Below are 18,160 nucleotides of genomic sequence, written 5' to 3'. Positions count from 1 at the left end.
ATATTAATTGTAATTATAAATGGTGCAAAGCTTTTTATTAACCCTTGGATAACCCAATCTTTACTTATTGCTATAACAGAATGTGCTAAATACTTATCCTGTAATACTTCTTAAGCTTGCCATTATTTATCATGGAATCTAATCGTCCATTACAGCTAAATCGTCGCCAGTTTTTGCTCCGTTCAACTATCACAGCAGGTGGAATTATTGCTACAAATCTTGTATCCAAATCACAAGTTTTTGCTCAAGCGCCTGCAATTATCACCTCCGATAAAATGCGTCCTGCTATACCTTATGGCGTAGCTAGCGGAGATATCTCCAACGATAGCATCGTCATTTGGAGTCGCAGCGATCGCCCTGCCAAAATGGTAGTAGAATATTCTACCAGCGAATCTTTTCGCAATGTACAGCGCGTTGTGGGACCCAATGCTTTAAAAAATAGCGACTTTACAGCACGACTTTATCTGAGGAACCTGCCACCAGACCAACAATTATTTTATCGGGTAATCTTCCAAGATTTAGATTATAAAGGCACTTACAGCGCTCCTTTTTATGGCAGTTTCCGAACTCCTCCCAAATTTGGACGAGATATATTCTTTGTTTGGGGTGGTGACACTGCCGGTCAGGGATGGGGGATTAATCCTGATTTCGGTGGGATGAAAATTTACGAAACTATGCGCCAACTTAATCCTGACTTTTTCATTCATTCTGGCGATAATATTTATGCAGATGGCCCAATTCAATCACAAGTAACTCTAGACGACGGCACTATTTGGAGAAATATCACTACACCAGAAAAATCAAAAGTAGCAGAAACTCTCACAGAATTTCGTGGCAACTATATATACAATTTGCTGGATGAAAACATCAAGCGTTTCAACGCTGAAGTTCCCATATTGGCACAGTGGGACGACCATGAAACTACAAATAATTGGTATCCTGGGGAATTTCTTCTTAACGATGACCGCTACATAGTTAAGGATGTTAACTTGCTAGCCCAAAGGGCAAGACAAGCATTTTTAGAATATCTACCTATTGGGTATGCAACTGAAAATCCAGATAAAGCAAGAATTTATCGCTCTTTCAACTATGGCCCGTTATTAGATATTTTCATGTTGGATGAACGCACCTATCGGGGGCCAAACACGCCTAATCGTCAGCCAGTGTCAAGTAAAGAAACAGAATTTTTGAGCAGACAACAAGTGCAATGGTTGAAAAGACAATTGCTCTCATCAAAAGCAACATGGAAAGTAATTGCTAGTGATATGCCCTTAGGACTAATAGTTAGAGACGGTAGCACGGACTTTGAAGCTTGGGCTAACGGAGATGGCCCAGCTTTAGGAAGAGAACTAGAACTTGCCGACTTATTACGATTTATTAAAAACAAGAATATTCAGAATGTTGTTTGGTTAACTGCTGATGTCCATTATGCAGCAGCCCACTATTACGACCCCAGTAAAGCCCAATTTACCGACTTTAAGCCTTTTTGGGAGTTCGTCGCCGGGCCTCTTAACTCTGGCACATTTGGGCCAAACCAGTTGGAAAATACTTTTGGCCCACAATTGATATTTCAAAGCCTTCCTCCAGGTACAAAAGCAAATCGGCCCCCAAGTGAAGGTTTGCAATTCTTTGGAGGAGTTAAAATTGATAGAAATACAAAAGTGATGACAGTAACACTGCGTAACTTGGTAGGAGAAACTCTTTACAGTATAGATTTGCCACCAGAAAAATAAGTTACTACAAGTGGAGCGGAATATAGCCAGTTAGATAGAGTAATTACGCAATTTTTTACTCTGTTTGCTGGCTATGTTGTTTCTTTGCTGAGATATTAAAGAAGAAAAAATCTGCGCTGCTGGATGACGGTATGATTGAATCACGCATCGAGTTCGGATTATGCGAAGGCTGAGTTATAAAATTCAGTAATGGAATAAGACCTTGACCCCGTACTAGGAATATCAACCCATGCTAATTTTGAAAAGAGTTCCTTGGGTGTCCCTGGCGCTAGTACTGCTGAGTTACAGTACTTTGGGCTGGGTAATATCTGAAACGCGTGCTCCTCTGTTTGTGTGGCTGGTGACTGTGGTTGCTATCTTGATTTTAATAATAACACTGACCACTCCCTGGCCGAAAATGACATATTACTTCAGTATTTTGCTTAAATCAAATACTAGGTCTTTTGGCGTTGCCGTCTTAGCAGCTTTCTTATTTTTTATTATGATTGCCTGGTTTCGGATATTTCTTGATACTTTACTGATCATTTCGGCGACCATATTAGTCAGGATAGATTTTCAAATAGCAGGTCTTAGGGAAGGGTTAGCCTTTTGGACTGCATCTATCTTTTCATTGACAGGTTTGGCCTTGGGTGCGCTAATCTACAAGTTAATATATTCCCAAATTTCGCTAACGTTTTGAAGTATACCCAAAAAGGCTAGCGATGCCTTCTCTAGGAGACGCTACGCGTAGCTTGCTTCCCCGTAGGGGTACGGTGGGCCGCACCAACGCTTCAGAACCAGTATTACTTACCCACAACTTCCTTTTTACCTCCGATTCCCGGCTTCTTAAAAAAGCCGGGAATCTTGTTCTTTAATACTTGGGTTCAAAATGCAGGCTGTTCAAACAGCAGTAGAGAAAGGAAAAAATCCATGATAAAAATTGATACCCAACTAGTAACAACTGCTTTGGTTGCAGATTCTCCTACTTCCTTTGCTCCTCCTTTAGTAGTTAAACCCCAACTACAGCCAATCACAGCAACCAGCACTCCAAAAATAAACCCTTTTAGCAAAATAATAAACAAATCTGATGGTTCTAAAAAATTTCTGACTGATTCTAAAAATATTTCGGGAATAATTTTGTAAAACTGTGAAGCAGCAAAAACTCCGCCGATGATGCCTGTAACTAAAGCCAAAATCGTCATCAAAGGCACCATCAAACAACAAGCAATTACTCTAGGAAGTACTAGATAATCAATTGGATCAGTTTTGAGCATATAAAGTGCATCAATTTGCTCTGTGACTCGCATTGCACCTATTTCTGCTGCAAAAGCAGAACCTACTTGTCCCGCCATAATACTAGCGGTCAAAATTGGAGCTAATTCTCTGCAAAAAGCTAAGGCAAAAGCACCTCCCACAGCATTGACAGCACCAAATCGCACTAATTCCCTCGCTGTCTGAATAGTAAAAATCATTCCTGCAAAACCGCTGACAAGCAGAACTGGAGAGATAGAACCTGGCCCAGCAGTAACCAGATGTTGCAGAATCTTGCGATAGTAAGTTTTTCCCTGGAGAAAATGTAGCCACACTTGACCGAAAAGCAGTACTGCCGCAAAACAGCGTATAATCTCAGATTGCTCGAAATTTGTTTTTATTCGCAATTTTATTGTCCTTAAGACTGGCTTTTTTTGCACATATGTTATGTCAATTCTCCAAAATAAGACTACAGATACAAATGGTAGGAAACCCAGCCAGATGTAATCTGACTTTCTCAATTACATAGACGCAGTTTCCCGTAGGTATTAAGAATTGGTCTTAGGGTATGGTACATGAACAGACGGACTGGATGTTTACCCTCAAAGTTGAGGAGGTGTTTAGGCATGGTTCAACTCAAAGGGTTTAAATATTTAATAATATTTCCAAATAATGTAATGTTAAATAATTTTTTATGAACAACATAAAAACCGTAGCTTTTGTGTTATTTATGATACTATTCGTAAGCGTAGCACACCCAGCTTTTGCATCTGTATGCCGCAATTACAATGTTTACGAGGGGCTACATCACAAGATTTGCATTCTCAGTATCAACCGAAGTGCTAAAAATTATTGGGAATACAGGGCAACCATTAGTGTAGATGGAGTAAAAAGACCCACTGAGGTTTATAATTGTCGGGAACGAGTCAAGATTCAACAAAGTGGAACAATTTTGCCCTTTGAGCAAAACGACCCTGGTGAGATGATATGCAGCTTTTTTAATTCTTCTCGGCGGTAAACACACACCAGATAATAAAGACCGTAAAACCTAGATAGGCGAATACTGTTAGCCATTCTTGCCAGCTACCAAATGCATTATTCATCAGCAAAATTCAGAAAATTAATATTTCTCAATCCTACACGCTGAGGCTGCCAGTTGCTTGCTGTATTTTGGAAGATAAAGGCTATGCAAAAATTCTTAACTAATTTTCTGGAATCGATATCATTGGGGTGGTAGTACATATTAAAGCATCGATATTATACTTAACCTCTATAAATAACCTTCGGGGAATATAGCCCCATTGTTTACGCTTCAAAACCCGGTTTTCACGACCGGCTTTTTGATGGATAATACCAATTCTCTAAGAAACTCCACCAAATCAGGCTTGGTGAGACAATGAAATTTTGCCACTTGTTCTATGCAACTTCACAGGTAATCAGTATAAGTAAGTTCGTCGTAAGGACTTTAGTTCTTATTCTTATCTTCTAACCACTAAAGTGCTTACAACAAACCCTCAAAACTAGCTTTAGCACTTTCAATACGGTTTGCTTAAGGAAAGAGACGCGATAAATCGCCGTCTCTACAAAGGATTTTTTTCACGGTTCTAAAAAACTTTGCAAAGGAATTCAAACTTTCACATTAGTACAGCACGAATACAGCCAGCTATCATCTCTATTAAGGAAACAAGGGGTGAAAGCAATTGTTAAGGGTAAGCAAGCTTCCACCACAGTGTACTAGAAGCAATATTGTTCATTTAGAGTGAAAAAGGATATTAGTTGAGAATGATGCAAGATGTGAAAGTCGAATATTATTTGTGAGATTTTAACGAACAGATTCAAAAATTACTGTCGTCAATATTAAGCAAAGGAGAACAAGTCCACACCGAAAAATAATCCAATATAAAATAAAGGGTAGTAGACTCATAGCAATATGCGATCCTCCGAAGATAGCTGATAAAACGTAAGCGATCGCTAGACCAAATAATGCCAATAAAAAATATTTAATGAACTTGGATGTCAAACGAAATAACAAGCTGTGACGATTTGTAGTCATATTTTTCTCCTGATAGTTGAATAAAAAAATAACAGGGTTGATGTAGTACCAATAAGCACTATATCAACCCTGCTGTAGTCTTTTTCTAGACTCTCTTGGGCTGGGAAACTATTCACTTGTTAACCCCAATAACGAAAACAATTTTTTACTGTTTCTCTAAACCTTGAGGTGAAATCAGTGGCTGTTGTTGATTAATAGTTAGAATAATCAACAAAAAACAACCAAACTCAGTCCCTATCCAACAATTCAGATACCATCCAGCCAAATATCGGCGCGGTATTTCCCTTCTTGCATCGAGAAAAGTCCAGTCTGAGTAGTCCAAACCCCTTCTTTAACAATTCTCTCAATCCCACTCGAAAGCGATCGCGATAGATAGATACCTGACTTTGCGTATCTGTTGTATCTGTCGGTAACTCCTCTAAATACCTATTTAGATCCGCATGAACGCAACGAAAAGAACCTCGGAAAGAGATGACACGCAGTTCAAACTCTTCGGTTCCAATCTTGCGGATAGTCACTTCAATTATTCCATCCTTGCAAGTGTGACAGGCAAGAATATCTTTTTCAAGCAACTCAAATAATTCCTGAGCAGAATTTGAAGTTTCAGGTGTTGGCATAGTGTGGGGTACCTCAGTGCTAGTTACTTCAGCTATCCTCGCGGTTCACACCTAATTTGTTATCGATTTTACATTTATTGTTATAGATTCTACATTTACTTTATTAACATTGTCAATCTAGTTGATAAACTAAATTGACAAGTTGGTAATTTAGAGTATAGTTAGTAGTGTCTTGTCAATACGCTTTTCTGTAAAATGCTAGGCGATGTCTACGACGGGCTACGCTAACGCGCAGGACTAGAGACTGGGAAACCTTATAAATAAATTTATAGAGGTTGCGGTTGAGTCCAATACAGACCTAACCCCCACCCTCTCCCAATACGGTTCGGTTAAGGGAAGAGACATGACTGTATAAAGCAATAGAAATATACCTCACATCTACCTCACATATCGATAAATAGTTTTGGCTGGAGAAATTTACTTCATGACGGAAATTCCTGAAAGTTTCTTGAGAGCGGTTGCAGCTGAACACAATGTATCTGAAGCTGAGGTAAGTGCCTTACTTCTAGCTTTAGCTGGCCAAACGGCAGAGTCTATTGCAACCACTCTTGAAATTAGTGCAGCAGCAGTGCGGAAGCGGCTTGGTTCGGTTTACCAAAAGTTTGACATTGCTGGGAGTACTCCTGGGAAATTAGAGGTGATCAGGAGTATCTTCCAGGAAAGATATCAGTTATCAACAGTAGTTAATGCTTCATCCTGTTATGATTTTGGCGAAGCGCCGGATGTCCCCGTTTTCTTTGGGCGTGAGTCGGAGTTAGACGTTCTAGAGCAATGGGTAAACAAAGATCGTTGTCGGCTTATAGCCATATTTGGGATGGGGGGAATTGGCAAAACAGCGTTATCTATCAAACTGGCACAGAAAATTCAGGAACAGTTTGAGTATGTTATCTGGCGATCGCTACGTCATGCACCCTCTGTTAAGGAGATTTTTGCAGACCTGATTGAGTTTTTCTCCAAAAGGAATGAGCCTAAAGAAGTAGGAATTTCACAATTGATTGCCTATTTGCGGAGACATCGCTGTTTATTGGTACTAGATAATGTAGAGTCAGTCCTGCTTGGAGGTGATTATGTTGGACAATATCGAGAAGGATATGAAGAATATGGAGAACTTTTCCGCCAATTTGGGGAAGTGCCTCATCAAAGTTGTTTAGTCTTAACCAGTCGTGAAAGTCCCAAAGAAATTGTCACCCTAGAAGGAAACAATCTTAAAGTTCAATCCTTACAGCTAAGTGGGCTAGAAAATATCGCCGCAAAAAGCATATTTGTGGGTAAAGGTAATTTTTTAGGTTCAGAAAAGGACTGGAACAAATTAATTAATCAATACGCAGGTAATCCTTTAGCTTTAAAAATCGTTTGTAATACAATTCAAGAAGTTTTTGGCAGCAATATATCAGAGTTCATTAGTTGTGATGTTTCCGTGCTATTTGGAGATATACGCAATCTATTAGAACAACAGTTTAATCGACTATCAAGTTTAGAAAAAGAAATCTTATACTGGCTAGGAATTAATTGCAAACCCACTTCTTTTGTAGAATTACAAGCAGATATTATTACAACGACATCACAACCAGAATTAATTGAAGCTTTAGAATCACTACGACGGCGATCGCTAATTTTTAACGAGAAGGGTTTGGCGAAATTCATGCTTCAAGCTGTGGTTATGGAATATATAATTAGCCAATTTGTTAACCAAGTTTGCGAAGAAATTATTTCCGAAATTAATCTAGAAAATATTTCCTTATTAAAGAGCCATGCTTTACTAAAAGCACAAACCCCAGGAAAGATTAGAAATGCCCAAATTCGTTTAATTTTAGAACCAGTTGCTGAAAAAATAATTAATGCATTTGGCAACAAACATCGGATTAAAAAACATCTCTTAAAAATCATAGAATTACTACAAGTTAACACCCCTTTAACATCTGGCTATGCTGGTGGTAATATTATTAACCTCCTTTGTCATCTGGGAATTGATTTAAATGGATGTGATTTTTCCAATTTAAAGATATGGCAAGCATACCTAATAAGTGTGAAATTGCATAATGTCAACTTTGCTTACTCTGACTTATCTAAGTCTGTATTTACAGGAATATTCGATAGTATTTTGTCAGTGGCATTTAACCCTATAAATGGAGAAATTGTCGCTACAGGTGACGCTGATGGTCGGATTAGCTTTTGGCAAGCTACATATGGTGAGCAACTGTTTCATTGGAAGGCACATGCTAACTGGGTAAGAACTGTTGCTTTTAGTCCCGATGGTAAAACTTTAGTAAGTAGTAGTGATGACCATACTGTAAAACTATGGGATGTTGATAGCCAAAAACACCTCATGACTCTTGAGGAACATACTAGCTGGGTCAGGTCTGTTGCCTTTAGTCCTGATGGTAAAATTGTCGCCAGTGCTAGTAGCGATAAAACCATTAGACTTTGGGATTTAAGTAACCAACAATGCTGGAAAATTTTAAAGGGACATAGCTACTTCGTTCGTTCTGTTGCCTTCAGCCCTGATGGAAAAATACTCGCCAGTGGTAGTGCTGACCAAACTGTGAAGTTATGGGATGTGAAAACAGGTAAATGTTTGAAAACTCTGGAGGGACACACCAAATTAGTCCAGTCTGTAGTTTTTAGTTCTGATGGTGAAATACTTGCTAGTTGTAGCGAAGACAAAACTGTGAAACTCTGGGATGTTCAAATGGGGAAGTTATTAAAAACTTTAGAAGGACACACCAATTTGATTCATTCTATAGCCTTGAGTCCGATCCCCTCTGCACAAGGAGGAGGAATCATGGCCAGTTGTAGCGACGACAAAACTGTGAAACTCTGGAATGTTGAAACAGGGAAATTATTAAAAACTTTAGAAGGGCATAGTAATTCTATTCAGTCTGTTGCATTTAGTCCTGACGGGAAAACACTCGCCAGTGGTGGCTATGACAAAACCGTTCGGTTCTGGGACATCGAGACTTATCAATGTATTCAAATTTTGCAAGGATACACCAATTGGGTACACGATCTAGCCCTAAGTCCAGATGGGAAGATAATTGCTAGTAGCAATGATGATAAAACCGTTAGGTTGTGGGATGTTCAGACTGACCAATGTATCAGCACTTTAGAAGGACATGCTGGCCGCCTCTGGTCTGTTGCTTTTAGCCCGCTTCCTGGGGGACTATTAGCTAGCGGTGGCGATGACCAAACCATCCGCTTTTGGGATACTCTGAGTGGACAGTGTGTGAAAGTTTTGCAAAATAGCGATCGCATCCGCTCTATTGCTTTTAGTCATGATGGTCAAATTCTGGCTAGTGGTAGTGTTGACTGCAACATCAAGCTATGGAATATTCGGACTGGCCAATGCTTTGAAACTTTACAGGGACATACAAATTGGGTGCAGTCTGTCAGTTTTAGCCCTGATGGTGAAATCCTCGCTAGTGGAAGTGATGATAAAACATTGCGTCTATGGAATGTTTATACAGGGGAATGTATTCGGGTTTTAGAAGGACATACTATGCTAATTTGGTCTGTTGCTTTTAGCCCACTTCTCCCTTCACAAGGGCAATTTGGAGGGTTATTAGCTAGTGGCGGTGATGACAAAACAGTCCGGCTATGGGATGTTCAGACTGGCGAATGTCGCAAAACTTTAGTCAATAATGATTGGATACGTTCTGTTGCTTTTAGTCCTGATGGTAAGATTATTGGCTGTGCTTGTGTTAATCACACTATAGAAATTTGGGATGTTGACACAGGTAAACGTCTGATTATTTTGCAAGGACATAATAATTGGGTTCGTTCTGTTACCTTTAGTTCGGATGGAACTTTGTATAGTGGTTCCCAGGATGGAGCTATTAAGCAATGGAATGTCAAAACTGGAGAGTGTATCAAAACACTGATGTCAAAAAGACCTTATGAAGGAATGAATATCAAGGGACTATCTGGTCTAGGCGAAGAACAAAAAAACACACTTAAAGAATTGGGTGCTATTGAGGATTAATCTGTTAATTAAAAAGAATCATGATGCTATTTAATTGCACTCTTATAAATGTGTATTAGTTTCTTATTGTTGAAGATCATGATTTTTTTTATAAGGATTGCCATTATGCCAAATTATATCGTTTGGAAGATTTTTCAAAACAACCTGACTCGTACTATTGCGAAAATGTCACTATAGTTGCTAGATACTTCAAGTATTTTTATTTAAATTAAAATAATAATTAAATGTCGCAACTTAACCCTAAAAAAATTCAGTTATATGAAATTAAAGATATAGATCGGCTTCCGCAACTGCAAAAACTTTCAACAGCAGACCGCTTGGCAATGAAAGCAGTTGCCCAAGTATTGCCGTTCCGTGTGAATAATTACGTAGTAGAGGAACTAATTAACTGGGAGAAAATTCCTGATGATCCCATCTTTCGCCTTACCTTTCCTCAAAAAGAAATGTTAGCTCCTGAATCTCTAGACAAGGTTGTTTGGCATCTGCAAAATTCTGCGCCAGAAGAACTGCGTCAGGTAGTAAATACAATGCGATCGCAACTCAATCCCCATCCAGGCGGACAAGCAGAACATAATATTCCGACTTTAGATGGAAAACAAGTACCAGGAATTCAACATAAATATCCCGAAACAGTCTTGATTTTTCCGACAGCAGGTCAAACTTGTCACACATATTGCACATTCTGTTTCCGTTGGCCCCAGTTTGTGAAGATGGACGGAATGAAATTTGCTACCCGTGAATCAGGTCTTTTCCAAGAGTATCTCCGCCAACATCAAGAAGTCACAGATGTTTTAATTACTGGCGGAGATCCAATGACCATGAAAGCTAAACATCTAGCTTTATACATTGAACCACTGCTAAATTCGGATTTTGAACATATCCAGACAATTCGCATTGGTACTAAATCGGTAGCTTACTGGCCTTATCGCTTTGTTACAGATGAAGATGCTGATGATATCTTGCGTTTGTTTGAGAAAGTGACTAGCTCAGGCAGACATCTGTCCATAATGGCACACTACGATCATGGGACAGAAATCAAAACTGAAATTGCTCAAGCAGCGCTCCAACGCATTCGTAGTACAGGCGCACAGATTCGCACCCAAGGGCCACTCATGCGGGGAATTAATGATTCACCGCAAGTATGGATACAAATGTGGCAAGAACAAGTTCGCCTTGGTTGCATTCCCTACTATATGTTTATGGAACGAGATACTGGAGCAAAACATTACTTTGAAGTGCCAATTATTCGAGCTTGGGAAATTTATCAAGCAGCAATACAAAAAGTGTCTGGGTTAGCTCGCACGGCTCGCGGCCCAGTCATGTCAGCACTACCGGGTAAAGTTGCAGTGGATGGCGTAACTGAAATTTATGGCGAGAAAGTATTTGTACTTTCTTTTTTGCAAGCACGCGATCCTAATTGGTGTAAACGTCCTTTCTTTGCACGTTATGACGAGAAAGCAACTTGGCTAACTGATTTAGTTCCAGCTATGGGAGAAAAGGAATTTTTTTATGAGAATAAATTAAAGGAAATTCTGAAAATACAAAGTTGAATTGGGGACTGGGAAATAATTTATACCCATTTCCAGAAACTTTTAAGAGATTTTATTGGTCTGGTTCTCCAAATTCTGCAAAAATCAGCCAATGTCATCTTCTACTCAAGGTATTCCCGGATTACCTGATTTGACGCATCCGATTGAGCTTGTCCAATTTGGAACCGAAGCGCTCAAAGCTTCATTGTTATTAGTATTTTTGATTGTAGCTTTGGGAGTTGCGATCGCACTGATCAGTTTTTCCCTGCGTCGAAGCCAGCCGGAACAACTTATATTCATAGGCGAATGGGCTGTTCGTTATTCCCAACTATTGCGGGGATTGCAGCATTTAACTCTAGTATTAGTTCTGTTAATACCGGGATTTTTTCTCTGTTCAACTTTAAGCAATCGCTATCACCACTGGGAACAAGCAAAGGTGGCTCAAGTAGCTGAAAGTGTTGCAGGTGAAAAGCTTGAGCAATTTGCGCCTCAAGTCCGCTACTCTATTCGAGAGCCATACTCATATACCACTCAAGTAGATGGCAAAATAGTTAAGGTAAATGAGACACGAGAGATCAACCGCTTCTTGATGCTGGCTAGTTCACAAATTCAAGTCAACCTTGACCAAAGCGTAGATGTTCCAGGTCGCAGCTCAATTTATCGCGCAGATTATACTGCCGATTATAAAGTAGTTAACCAACTCAAGGATATTAATAATTTTTTCTTTGAGGCACCGCCACCCAACGGCTCCATACTTCTTGCTAGCTACAAAATCGAGCGTGACGGGACTAGGTTACAACAAACCAATCCGGGAGACTATGGCTTTCCCTTCCGGCTGCAACCAGGGGAAGAAACCACCTTTCGAGTCACCTATCAGGCAAGAGGCGGGCCTCGCTGGGTTTATAGTGCAGGGGGACAGATGCTATCTAACTTCCGCCTCATCGCAATTGCTAACTTTGCTCCAGCTAATTTTGCCAGTGGTATTGAACCTGATGAAATTAAATCTGACGGACGCAGTACACAATTTACTTGGAAATTTGACGATAATGTTTCAGTCAAAAATCCATTTGGAGTGTTTACCAATACCGAGCCTATTAAGAACACGGGGATAATTCCGCGTCTTTTATTACTAGCACCAGCAATATTTCTGTGGTGGATATTGTTGTTATATTTGTCACTGCCAATGAGTTTCAAAAATGTAGCGATCGCTGCTAGTATTTTCTTTGCTTGTCTGTTGACTTTGACCTATCTAGCTCGTGTTATCAATGTTCAGTTGGCTTGGACTTTAATTTCCATCATCTTACTAATTTTAACATGGGGATTGGGAGCCAGTCGCAGGGCTTCCCTTGCTGCTATTATCTGCACTATTGCTGGAGCAGTCCTACCCATCTTTGGATTATTAGTACCCGTCAGTGGGCTAACTCTCAGCCTAGCAGGTTTGCTTTCAGCCGTTTGGCTAGCAGTTCGTCACTGGTATAGTTGGTACAGTTTGCACCCAGAAGACCAGAGATTGTAGGGCTGTAGAAAAATGCTTATAGATTAGGTGATTCCGCTATGATTAGCGAAGTTTTAGTAAATAGCACTTATGGATAACGATTTACTGGCTTTTTTTGCGGGTGCTGGGTTACTTGTCCTCTATCTCATATTTTCCGCATTGACTGAAATGGGGACTAAACTACCTTGGAAGAAATAAGCAGATAGGGTAAAAAAATTTATATTTTTCAACCTGATTGGGCTTAGAAAAAGGAATAAACATCCTTTAGGCTGAGTTAATATATAGTTCCCATTCAGATACGGTACAACATTACATCATGAGGTGTAGGGGCACGGCAGTGCCGTGCCCCTACGGTTGTACCTCACGTAAACGAGAACCGCTATACTTATTATTCGAGAGAGAGCCAAATGCGCGATCCACAGAAGAACCACATTAAAATCGAGCCAGCAACCCTCGTATTAATTGTGTCCATACTAATACTCTTGCCTCTACTGTTTGTTGGTTTTTTCTCGCAGTGAGCTAATCTCACCGAAAATCTCTCCAGGTTGCAGTAAGTAGGTTGGCGTAAATAATTATCGTTGGAAAAAGGCAGGGGTAGGGGGCAGGGAGCAGGGGGAGAAAGGGTTTGAGCCTTGTTTACTTTTCTTCACACAGTTTGGTTTTATTGTGCCGACTTATTTAAGTTTAAACTTATTGGCGTTTGTGTGTGGAAGCCATATCCTAATTGGCATCAACTGCGATCGCAACCGTGAGACTTGCTCTTGTAAAGGTGCCATTGGTAAAGTCGCCCTTAACCCAATACGGTTCGGGAAAAGAGAAAGGAGTGAATTCCAACCTTTCTCCTTTTTCCCAAACCACAAAGGATATCCACTACGACAGAACCCTTGGTGAAAATATCAACCCAAGTTCTCTACGGTATTCCTTGGGGATCTATGAGAATAAAAAGGTCGTATTTGCTGAGTCAACAATGTTGGTGACGATATCCGCTTGGTTAAAACCAGTACCAAACAAGGTAATTAAAAGGTCTTCTGCTGTGCCGAATCCAGGGTTACCAGCAATGCCGTCGCTGACTCTAAACTGGGTATTAGTGCCAGCAGCATTAGTAACTACACGCACATCAATAGCAGCAATACCATTGAAGGAAAGGAAATCTCCTCCTGTTCCTGTGACAAATCCATTAACTCGGTCACTACCATCACCTAAGACATAGCGAATGGTATCGCTACCTATACCACCAGTGAGAGTGTCATTACCAAGGCCGCCGACCAAAATATCATTACCATCAGCGCCAGTCAGGATATCATTGCCTGCTCCACCCGTAAGCAAGTCAGCACCGACTCCACCGTTGAGGTTGTCATTGCCGTCACCTCCATCAAGAGTATCGTTGCCACCTGCTCCAGTTAGGGCATCAGCACCACCATTGCCAAAGAGAATATCGTTGCCAGCTTGACCATTGATGGTGTTGTCAGCTTCATTACCAGTGATGGTGTTGGCAAGTGCATTGCCTGTACCTATTTGGGCTGTGCCAAGCAAAGTTAGGTTTTCTAAGTTATCGCCTAGAGTATAGTCCAGGCTGGACTGGACTGTATCTGTGCCTTCATCGACGTTTTCTGTGATGGTATCCCCTATGCTATCGACTATATATGTGTCGTTGCCTGTGCCACCAATCAGGGAGTCATCCCCCGCGCCACCGCTAAGTGTGTCATTACCAGCATCACCAATTAGAGTATCGTTGCCAGCCAACCCGTTGAGGGTATTGTTGCCAGTGTTACCAATGATGACATTATTAAGTGCGTTACCAGTCCCGTTTTGGGCTGTTCCTACTAAAACCAAGTTTTCGACGTTGTTGCCTAATGTGTAGCTAGTAAGACTAGAACGGACAGTATCTATAGCTGCATTGGCATTTTCAACAACGGTATCGCTGGCACTATTGACTGCATAGGTGTCATTACCCGCACCACCAACCATTCTGTCAGCACCCGCGCCGCCATCAAGATAATCATCCCCTCCAGCACCGGTGAGGGTGTCATTACCCTCAAAACCAAAGAGGTTATCGCCGTTGCTAGTGCCGTTGAGCGTGTTGTTACTGGCATCACCAAGAGATAAGCCAATGGCATCAACTGCGATCGCTCCCGTGAGATTTGCACCCACAAAGGTAGCATCTGTAAAGTTGCCTTTTGACAGATTAGCGTTACTGAGATTGGCATCAGTGAAATTTGCACCAATTGCGATCGCATCAGTCGTCAGCACCCCACTCATGTTAGCCCCTGTAAAATTGGTATTGGTGAGGTTGGTTTTAGATAGGTCAGCATTCAACAGCTTGGCACTACTGAAATTTGCTCCAGTGAAATCAGTCTCAATTAATTTAGCCCCAGTCAAGTCTGTAACTGTAACAGTGCCATTAGCAGCTACATAAGCACTAAAATCAGAACCCGTCAAAATAGCATCATCTAGAGTCAAGTTGCTTAAATTAGCACCACGAAACCTAGCATTAATTGGCTGTGTCGGATCTAATGCTTCTACATCACTCAGAACAACGTCACTGAAATTAGCTAGGTCAAAAATTGCATTTTGCAGGGTAATATCTGTCAGTTTTGCTAGTCGGAAGTCAGCACCAGTTGCATCGATGTTGACTAAAAGAGTTGCTTCAAAATCAGCTTCTTCTAAGCTGGCATTTGTCAGATTCGCACCAGTAAAGTCAGCAGCTTTGAGCTTCGCTTTATATAGATCAGCACCAGTAAAGTTAGCACCTCTCAGGTTTGGTCGCTCGGACTGTTCGCCACTGAGATTAGCCTCCTGTAGATTGGCATTGGTCAGGTTAGCGTTTGACAGGTTGATGAATTTGGTGTTGATGAATGAGAGATTAGCCCCAGTTAGGTTTGCTCCTCTGAGATTGACATTTTCTAATGTTGCCTTAAAAAGATTAGCTGGGCCAAAGTTATTATTGGGGGCAAAGATGGCATTGCGGGCATCAACATTGTATAGTTTCGCTTCTTCAAAGTTAGTCCCTCTCAACTGTGTATTGAACAATGAAACGTTGGTGAGAGTGGCTTTGAAAAAGGTCGAACCATTCAGGTTTTGACCGCTAAAATCGTTTCCTACTAAAAGCTGTTCGCTAAAGTTTAGAGCTGGCATACTACATACCTAAGGGTTAAAGGAATAGAAGTTCAAGCTGAATGTTTGATTGCTAAGGAATAGAAGTAGGACTTACGCAAAATCATGAAAAAACGAACCGCCAAGTACGCCAAGTGCGCCAAGTAATAAGAGTTGTAGAGGGTTTTTGCGTAAGTCCTGAGAAGTTCAAGCTGAATGTTTGATTGCTACAGATTGTGGTGGAGAAGTTTTTTGCATTTGGTCTTTTAACCAACCAGCAAAAAGTTCGTTGAGCAACCGTTGTCGCATCGGTTCGTCAAATTGGGACGGGATAAACTTTTCTAAGCGCACAATTAACCACCAATCGCCAATATTGGTCGGGAGCGATAGCTGACCGGGTTGGCTGAAGGCGAGAAGGCGGGCAAGTTTAGGATGGGGTGCACTCAATGCTATGGGCCCCATTAAGCCACCAGTCTGAGCCTCTGCACCTTGGGAATATTGCCTTGCAAGTTCAGCAAAGGACTGTTCACCTTCTAACAGGCGGAAGTAAAGTTCTTGAGCAACAGCTCTATCGCGGATGCGAATGAGAGAATAAACAACCTGGTCAAGTTTTGGTTTTAATTGGCGAAAATAAGTCTCTAACTTGTGATCCCAGGTAGCTTTTTTGAATTTCTCAATTCTCAGGTTGCGAGTTGTTAAATCCAAAAATTCTGTTTCAGTCAGATTCTGCTGCTGTAACCAAGCTTGGCGTTCAGCTTCTGATGACAACTGATTTTGTTGGCAAAACTCTTGGTAACACTTGGCTTGCTCTTCGCTTGTGCAGCTAAAAGAGGCGATCGCTTCGTCAATTAAGAGTTCTTGCTGAAGCTTTGGTAGCAGTTGATATCGACTCAAGAGAGGAATAATTTCTTGAGTTGTCAATGTCTGATTATGAACTTGTAAGAGTGTCGCAGATGTGGCTGATGAATTCTCAGCTTTTTGATGTCGCCTACCAAATCCCTTGTTTTCTACAGGGGCTAGCAACCCTAGTTTTGTTTTCTCCCAAGGCGCAACTAGTTTGCTATCTTCTGACTGCTTTATCCATTGCAGGTGTTGGGGTAATAATTGGGCTAAATCATAGCGATCTAGAATTGTTTGCCTTGCCTTCGCCCTAATTGCAGCCATTTTCTCTGGATGATTGAGGGCTTCTGCAATGCGATCGCATATTTCCTGCGGTGAAAAGAAATCTACCAATAGCCCATTAACGCCATCTTGAATCACTTCGGTTACAGAAGCAGTTTTAGAACCTATCAGCAAGCAACCTGCTGATAAGACCTCCAACATTGACCAAGATAAAACAAAGGGACGGGTAAGATAAACGTGTGCCGCAGAAGCTTGGAGAACTTGCAGATATTCAACGTAAGGTAGCCAACCTGTAAAATGAACTCGGTTGAGGTCGAGATCATATTTTTCTAGCATCACCTCTTTATAGGTTTTGCCATCACGTAGAGGCTTACCATAAGCGACGCGGTTTTCTCCGACAATCACCACATGACAATGAGGGCGTTGTTGTTGGAGTAAGGCAACTGCCTCGATAAACTGGGGAAATCCCCGATAAGGCTCCATGCCCCTTGCTACATAAGTAACAAGTTCTTCAACATGAGAAAGATCCAAATTGATGCGTGGGAGAACTAATTTAGCCCCTGGTTTGGGACAAAAAAAGTTAGTATCAATCCCATCATGTAATACAGAAATTTTACTGTGATACTCTAGGGGGAATTGCTGGCGTTGCCAATAGGTAGGAGAAAGACCGCGATCGCAACTATATAGATCCTGCAAAATCGGCGCATTTTTCATCCGAATTCGGGCTTCATCATCCGCAGTCAGGCGATCGCTAGGATCAAAGTCAGCATCAGTACCATGAGCATGATAAAACCACTCAAAGTAACACAGTAACTTGGCTTTGGGAAAAATATCTTTGATAAATAAGGTAGGGCCCCAACCCGAATGGCCATAAACTACATCTGGAACAAATCCCCGTGCTTTAAGTTGCTCTGCCAGCCTATACACACCTTGACCCTGAAGAACAGCATTTTCCAAGGGTTTGACGTAATGGTGAGTTTCCGGTCGAGCTTCTCGTTTAGGGTTATAGATGACTTTGTTAACACCGGGCAATTTACCATCGTGACGAGTAGTACCAAAGAAAACTTGGTTACGTTTGTCTTTAGCCAAAGCTGCTGCTACATGACGAAATTGAGCAGGGAAACTAGGATGCAAAAATAAAATTCGCACGGCACTTTCAGTAATTCTGAGTATTACAAATCTTTAAGCTAGTAGACATTTATACTGCATGAGAAAGCCGGGGTAAGATGCCCACCCCACAGGATTTTGATGCGATCAAGATATGCAAATTAGATGTGTTTGAGCTTATTTCCTGTTCTAGGTTTTCGGA

At 41.0% G+C, this 18,160-nt stretch carries 12 protein-coding genes; 6 read left to right on the top strand and 6 right to left on the bottom strand.

All coding sequences use genetic code 11. The features are described from left to right. Positions 1-131 precede the first annotated feature (131 nt). Both H6G92_RS14460 and H6G92_RS14455 read left to right on the top strand, forming a co-directional pair. Entirely contained in the window at positions 132-1,733 is a 1,602-nt protein-coding gene (locus H6G92_RS14460) for an alkaline phosphatase D family protein (RefSeq protein ID WP_190894374.1), read from the top strand. Positions 1,734-1,962: 229 nt separating this feature from the next. Then, the gene (locus H6G92_RS14455; RefSeq protein WP_190894373.1) at positions 1,963-2,412 is read left to right on the top strand and encodes a hypothetical protein; all 450 of its coding nucleotides are present in this window, start codon (positions 1,963-1,965) and stop codon (positions 2,410-2,412) included. 184 nt (positions 2,413-2,596) lie between these two features. Here the strand turns inward: H6G92_RS14455 and H6G92_RS14450 are convergent, their stop codons facing one another. Continuing rightward, positions 2,597-3,370, bottom strand: coding sequence for an MlaE family lipid ABC transporter permease subunit (locus H6G92_RS14450; RefSeq protein WP_190894372.1), 774 nt, complete (start codon positions 3,368-3,370; stop codon positions 2,597-2,599). Between the two features lie 287 nt (positions 3,371-3,657). Between H6G92_RS14450 and H6G92_RS14445 the strand changes: the two genes are divergently transcribed. Beyond that, positions 3,658-3,981, top strand: coding sequence for a hypothetical protein (locus H6G92_RS14445; RefSeq protein WP_190894371.1), 324 nt, complete (start codon positions 3,658-3,660; stop codon positions 3,979-3,981). 804 nt (positions 3,982-4,785) lie between these two features. Here the strand turns inward: H6G92_RS14445 and H6G92_RS14440 are convergent. Next, positions 4,786-5,016 (bottom strand): hypothetical protein, encoded by a 231-nt coding sequence (locus H6G92_RS14440; protein WP_190894370.1) that lies wholly within the window; start codon positions 5,014-5,016, stop codon positions 4,786-4,788. Positions 5,017-5,243: 227 nt separating this feature from the next. After that, a complete protein-coding gene (locus H6G92_RS14435) occupies positions 5,244-5,633 on the bottom strand; it encodes a hypothetical protein (protein ID WP_190894369.1) in 390 nt (129 codons plus the stop codon). A gap of 424 nt (positions 5,634-6,057) precedes the next feature. Here H6G92_RS14435 and H6G92_RS14430 point away from each other — a divergent pair, with 424 nt between their 5' ends. The 3 genes from H6G92_RS14430 to H6G92_RS14420 all read left to right on the top strand — a co-directional run bounded on the left by H6G92_RS14430 (position 6,058) and on the right by H6G92_RS14420 (position 12,657). Continuing rightward, positions 6,058-9,612 carry a WD40 domain-containing protein gene (locus tag H6G92_RS14430; protein WP_190894368.1) on the top strand — a complete coding sequence of 1,185 codons (3,555 nt, stop codon included), beginning with the start codon at positions 6,058-6,060 and terminating at the stop codon, positions 9,610-9,612. A gap of 224 nt (positions 9,613-9,836) precedes the next feature. Next, entirely contained in the window at positions 9,837-11,162 is a 1,326-nt protein-coding gene (locus H6G92_RS14425) for a KamA family radical SAM protein (protein ID WP_190894367.1), read from the top strand. 91 nt (positions 11,163-11,253) lie between these two features. Beyond that, complete coding sequence (locus H6G92_RS14420) at positions 11,254-12,657, top strand: hypothetical protein (protein ID WP_190894366.1); 1,404 nt, start codon at positions 11,254-11,256, stop codon at positions 12,655-12,657. A 699-nt stretch (positions 12,658-13,356) separates the two neighbouring features. Here H6G92_RS14420 and H6G92_RS14415 read toward each other — a convergent pair. From H6G92_RS14415 to H6G92_RS14405, 3 genes are all read right to left on the bottom strand, one after another. Then, the gene (locus tag H6G92_RS14415) at positions 13,357-13,494 is read right to left on the bottom strand and encodes a hypothetical protein (RefSeq protein ID WP_190894365.1); all 138 of its coding nucleotides are present in this window, start codon (positions 13,492-13,494) and stop codon (positions 13,357-13,359) included. Between the two features lie 72 nt (positions 13,495-13,566). After that, complete coding sequence (locus tag H6G92_RS14410) at positions 13,567-15,771, bottom strand: pentapeptide repeat-containing protein (protein WP_190894364.1); 2,205 nt, start codon at positions 15,769-15,771, stop codon at positions 13,567-13,569. Positions 15,772-15,936: 165 nt separating this feature from the next. Beyond that, complete coding sequence (locus H6G92_RS14405; RefSeq protein ID WP_190894363.1) at positions 15,937-18,000, bottom strand: glycosyltransferase; 2,064 nt, start codon at positions 17,998-18,000, stop codon at positions 15,937-15,939. Between the last annotated feature and the right edge of the window lie 160 nt (positions 18,001-18,160).

This window comes from Nostoc foliaceum FACHB-393, from assembly GCF_014698505.1.
GTDB classification, from domain to species: domain Bacteria; phylum Cyanobacteriota; class Cyanobacteriia; order Cyanobacteriales; family Nostocaceae; genus Nostoc; species Nostoc foliaceum_A.
Note: the sequence above shows the minus strand (reverse complement) of the source record. Positions and strands in the feature narration are given on the sequence as shown.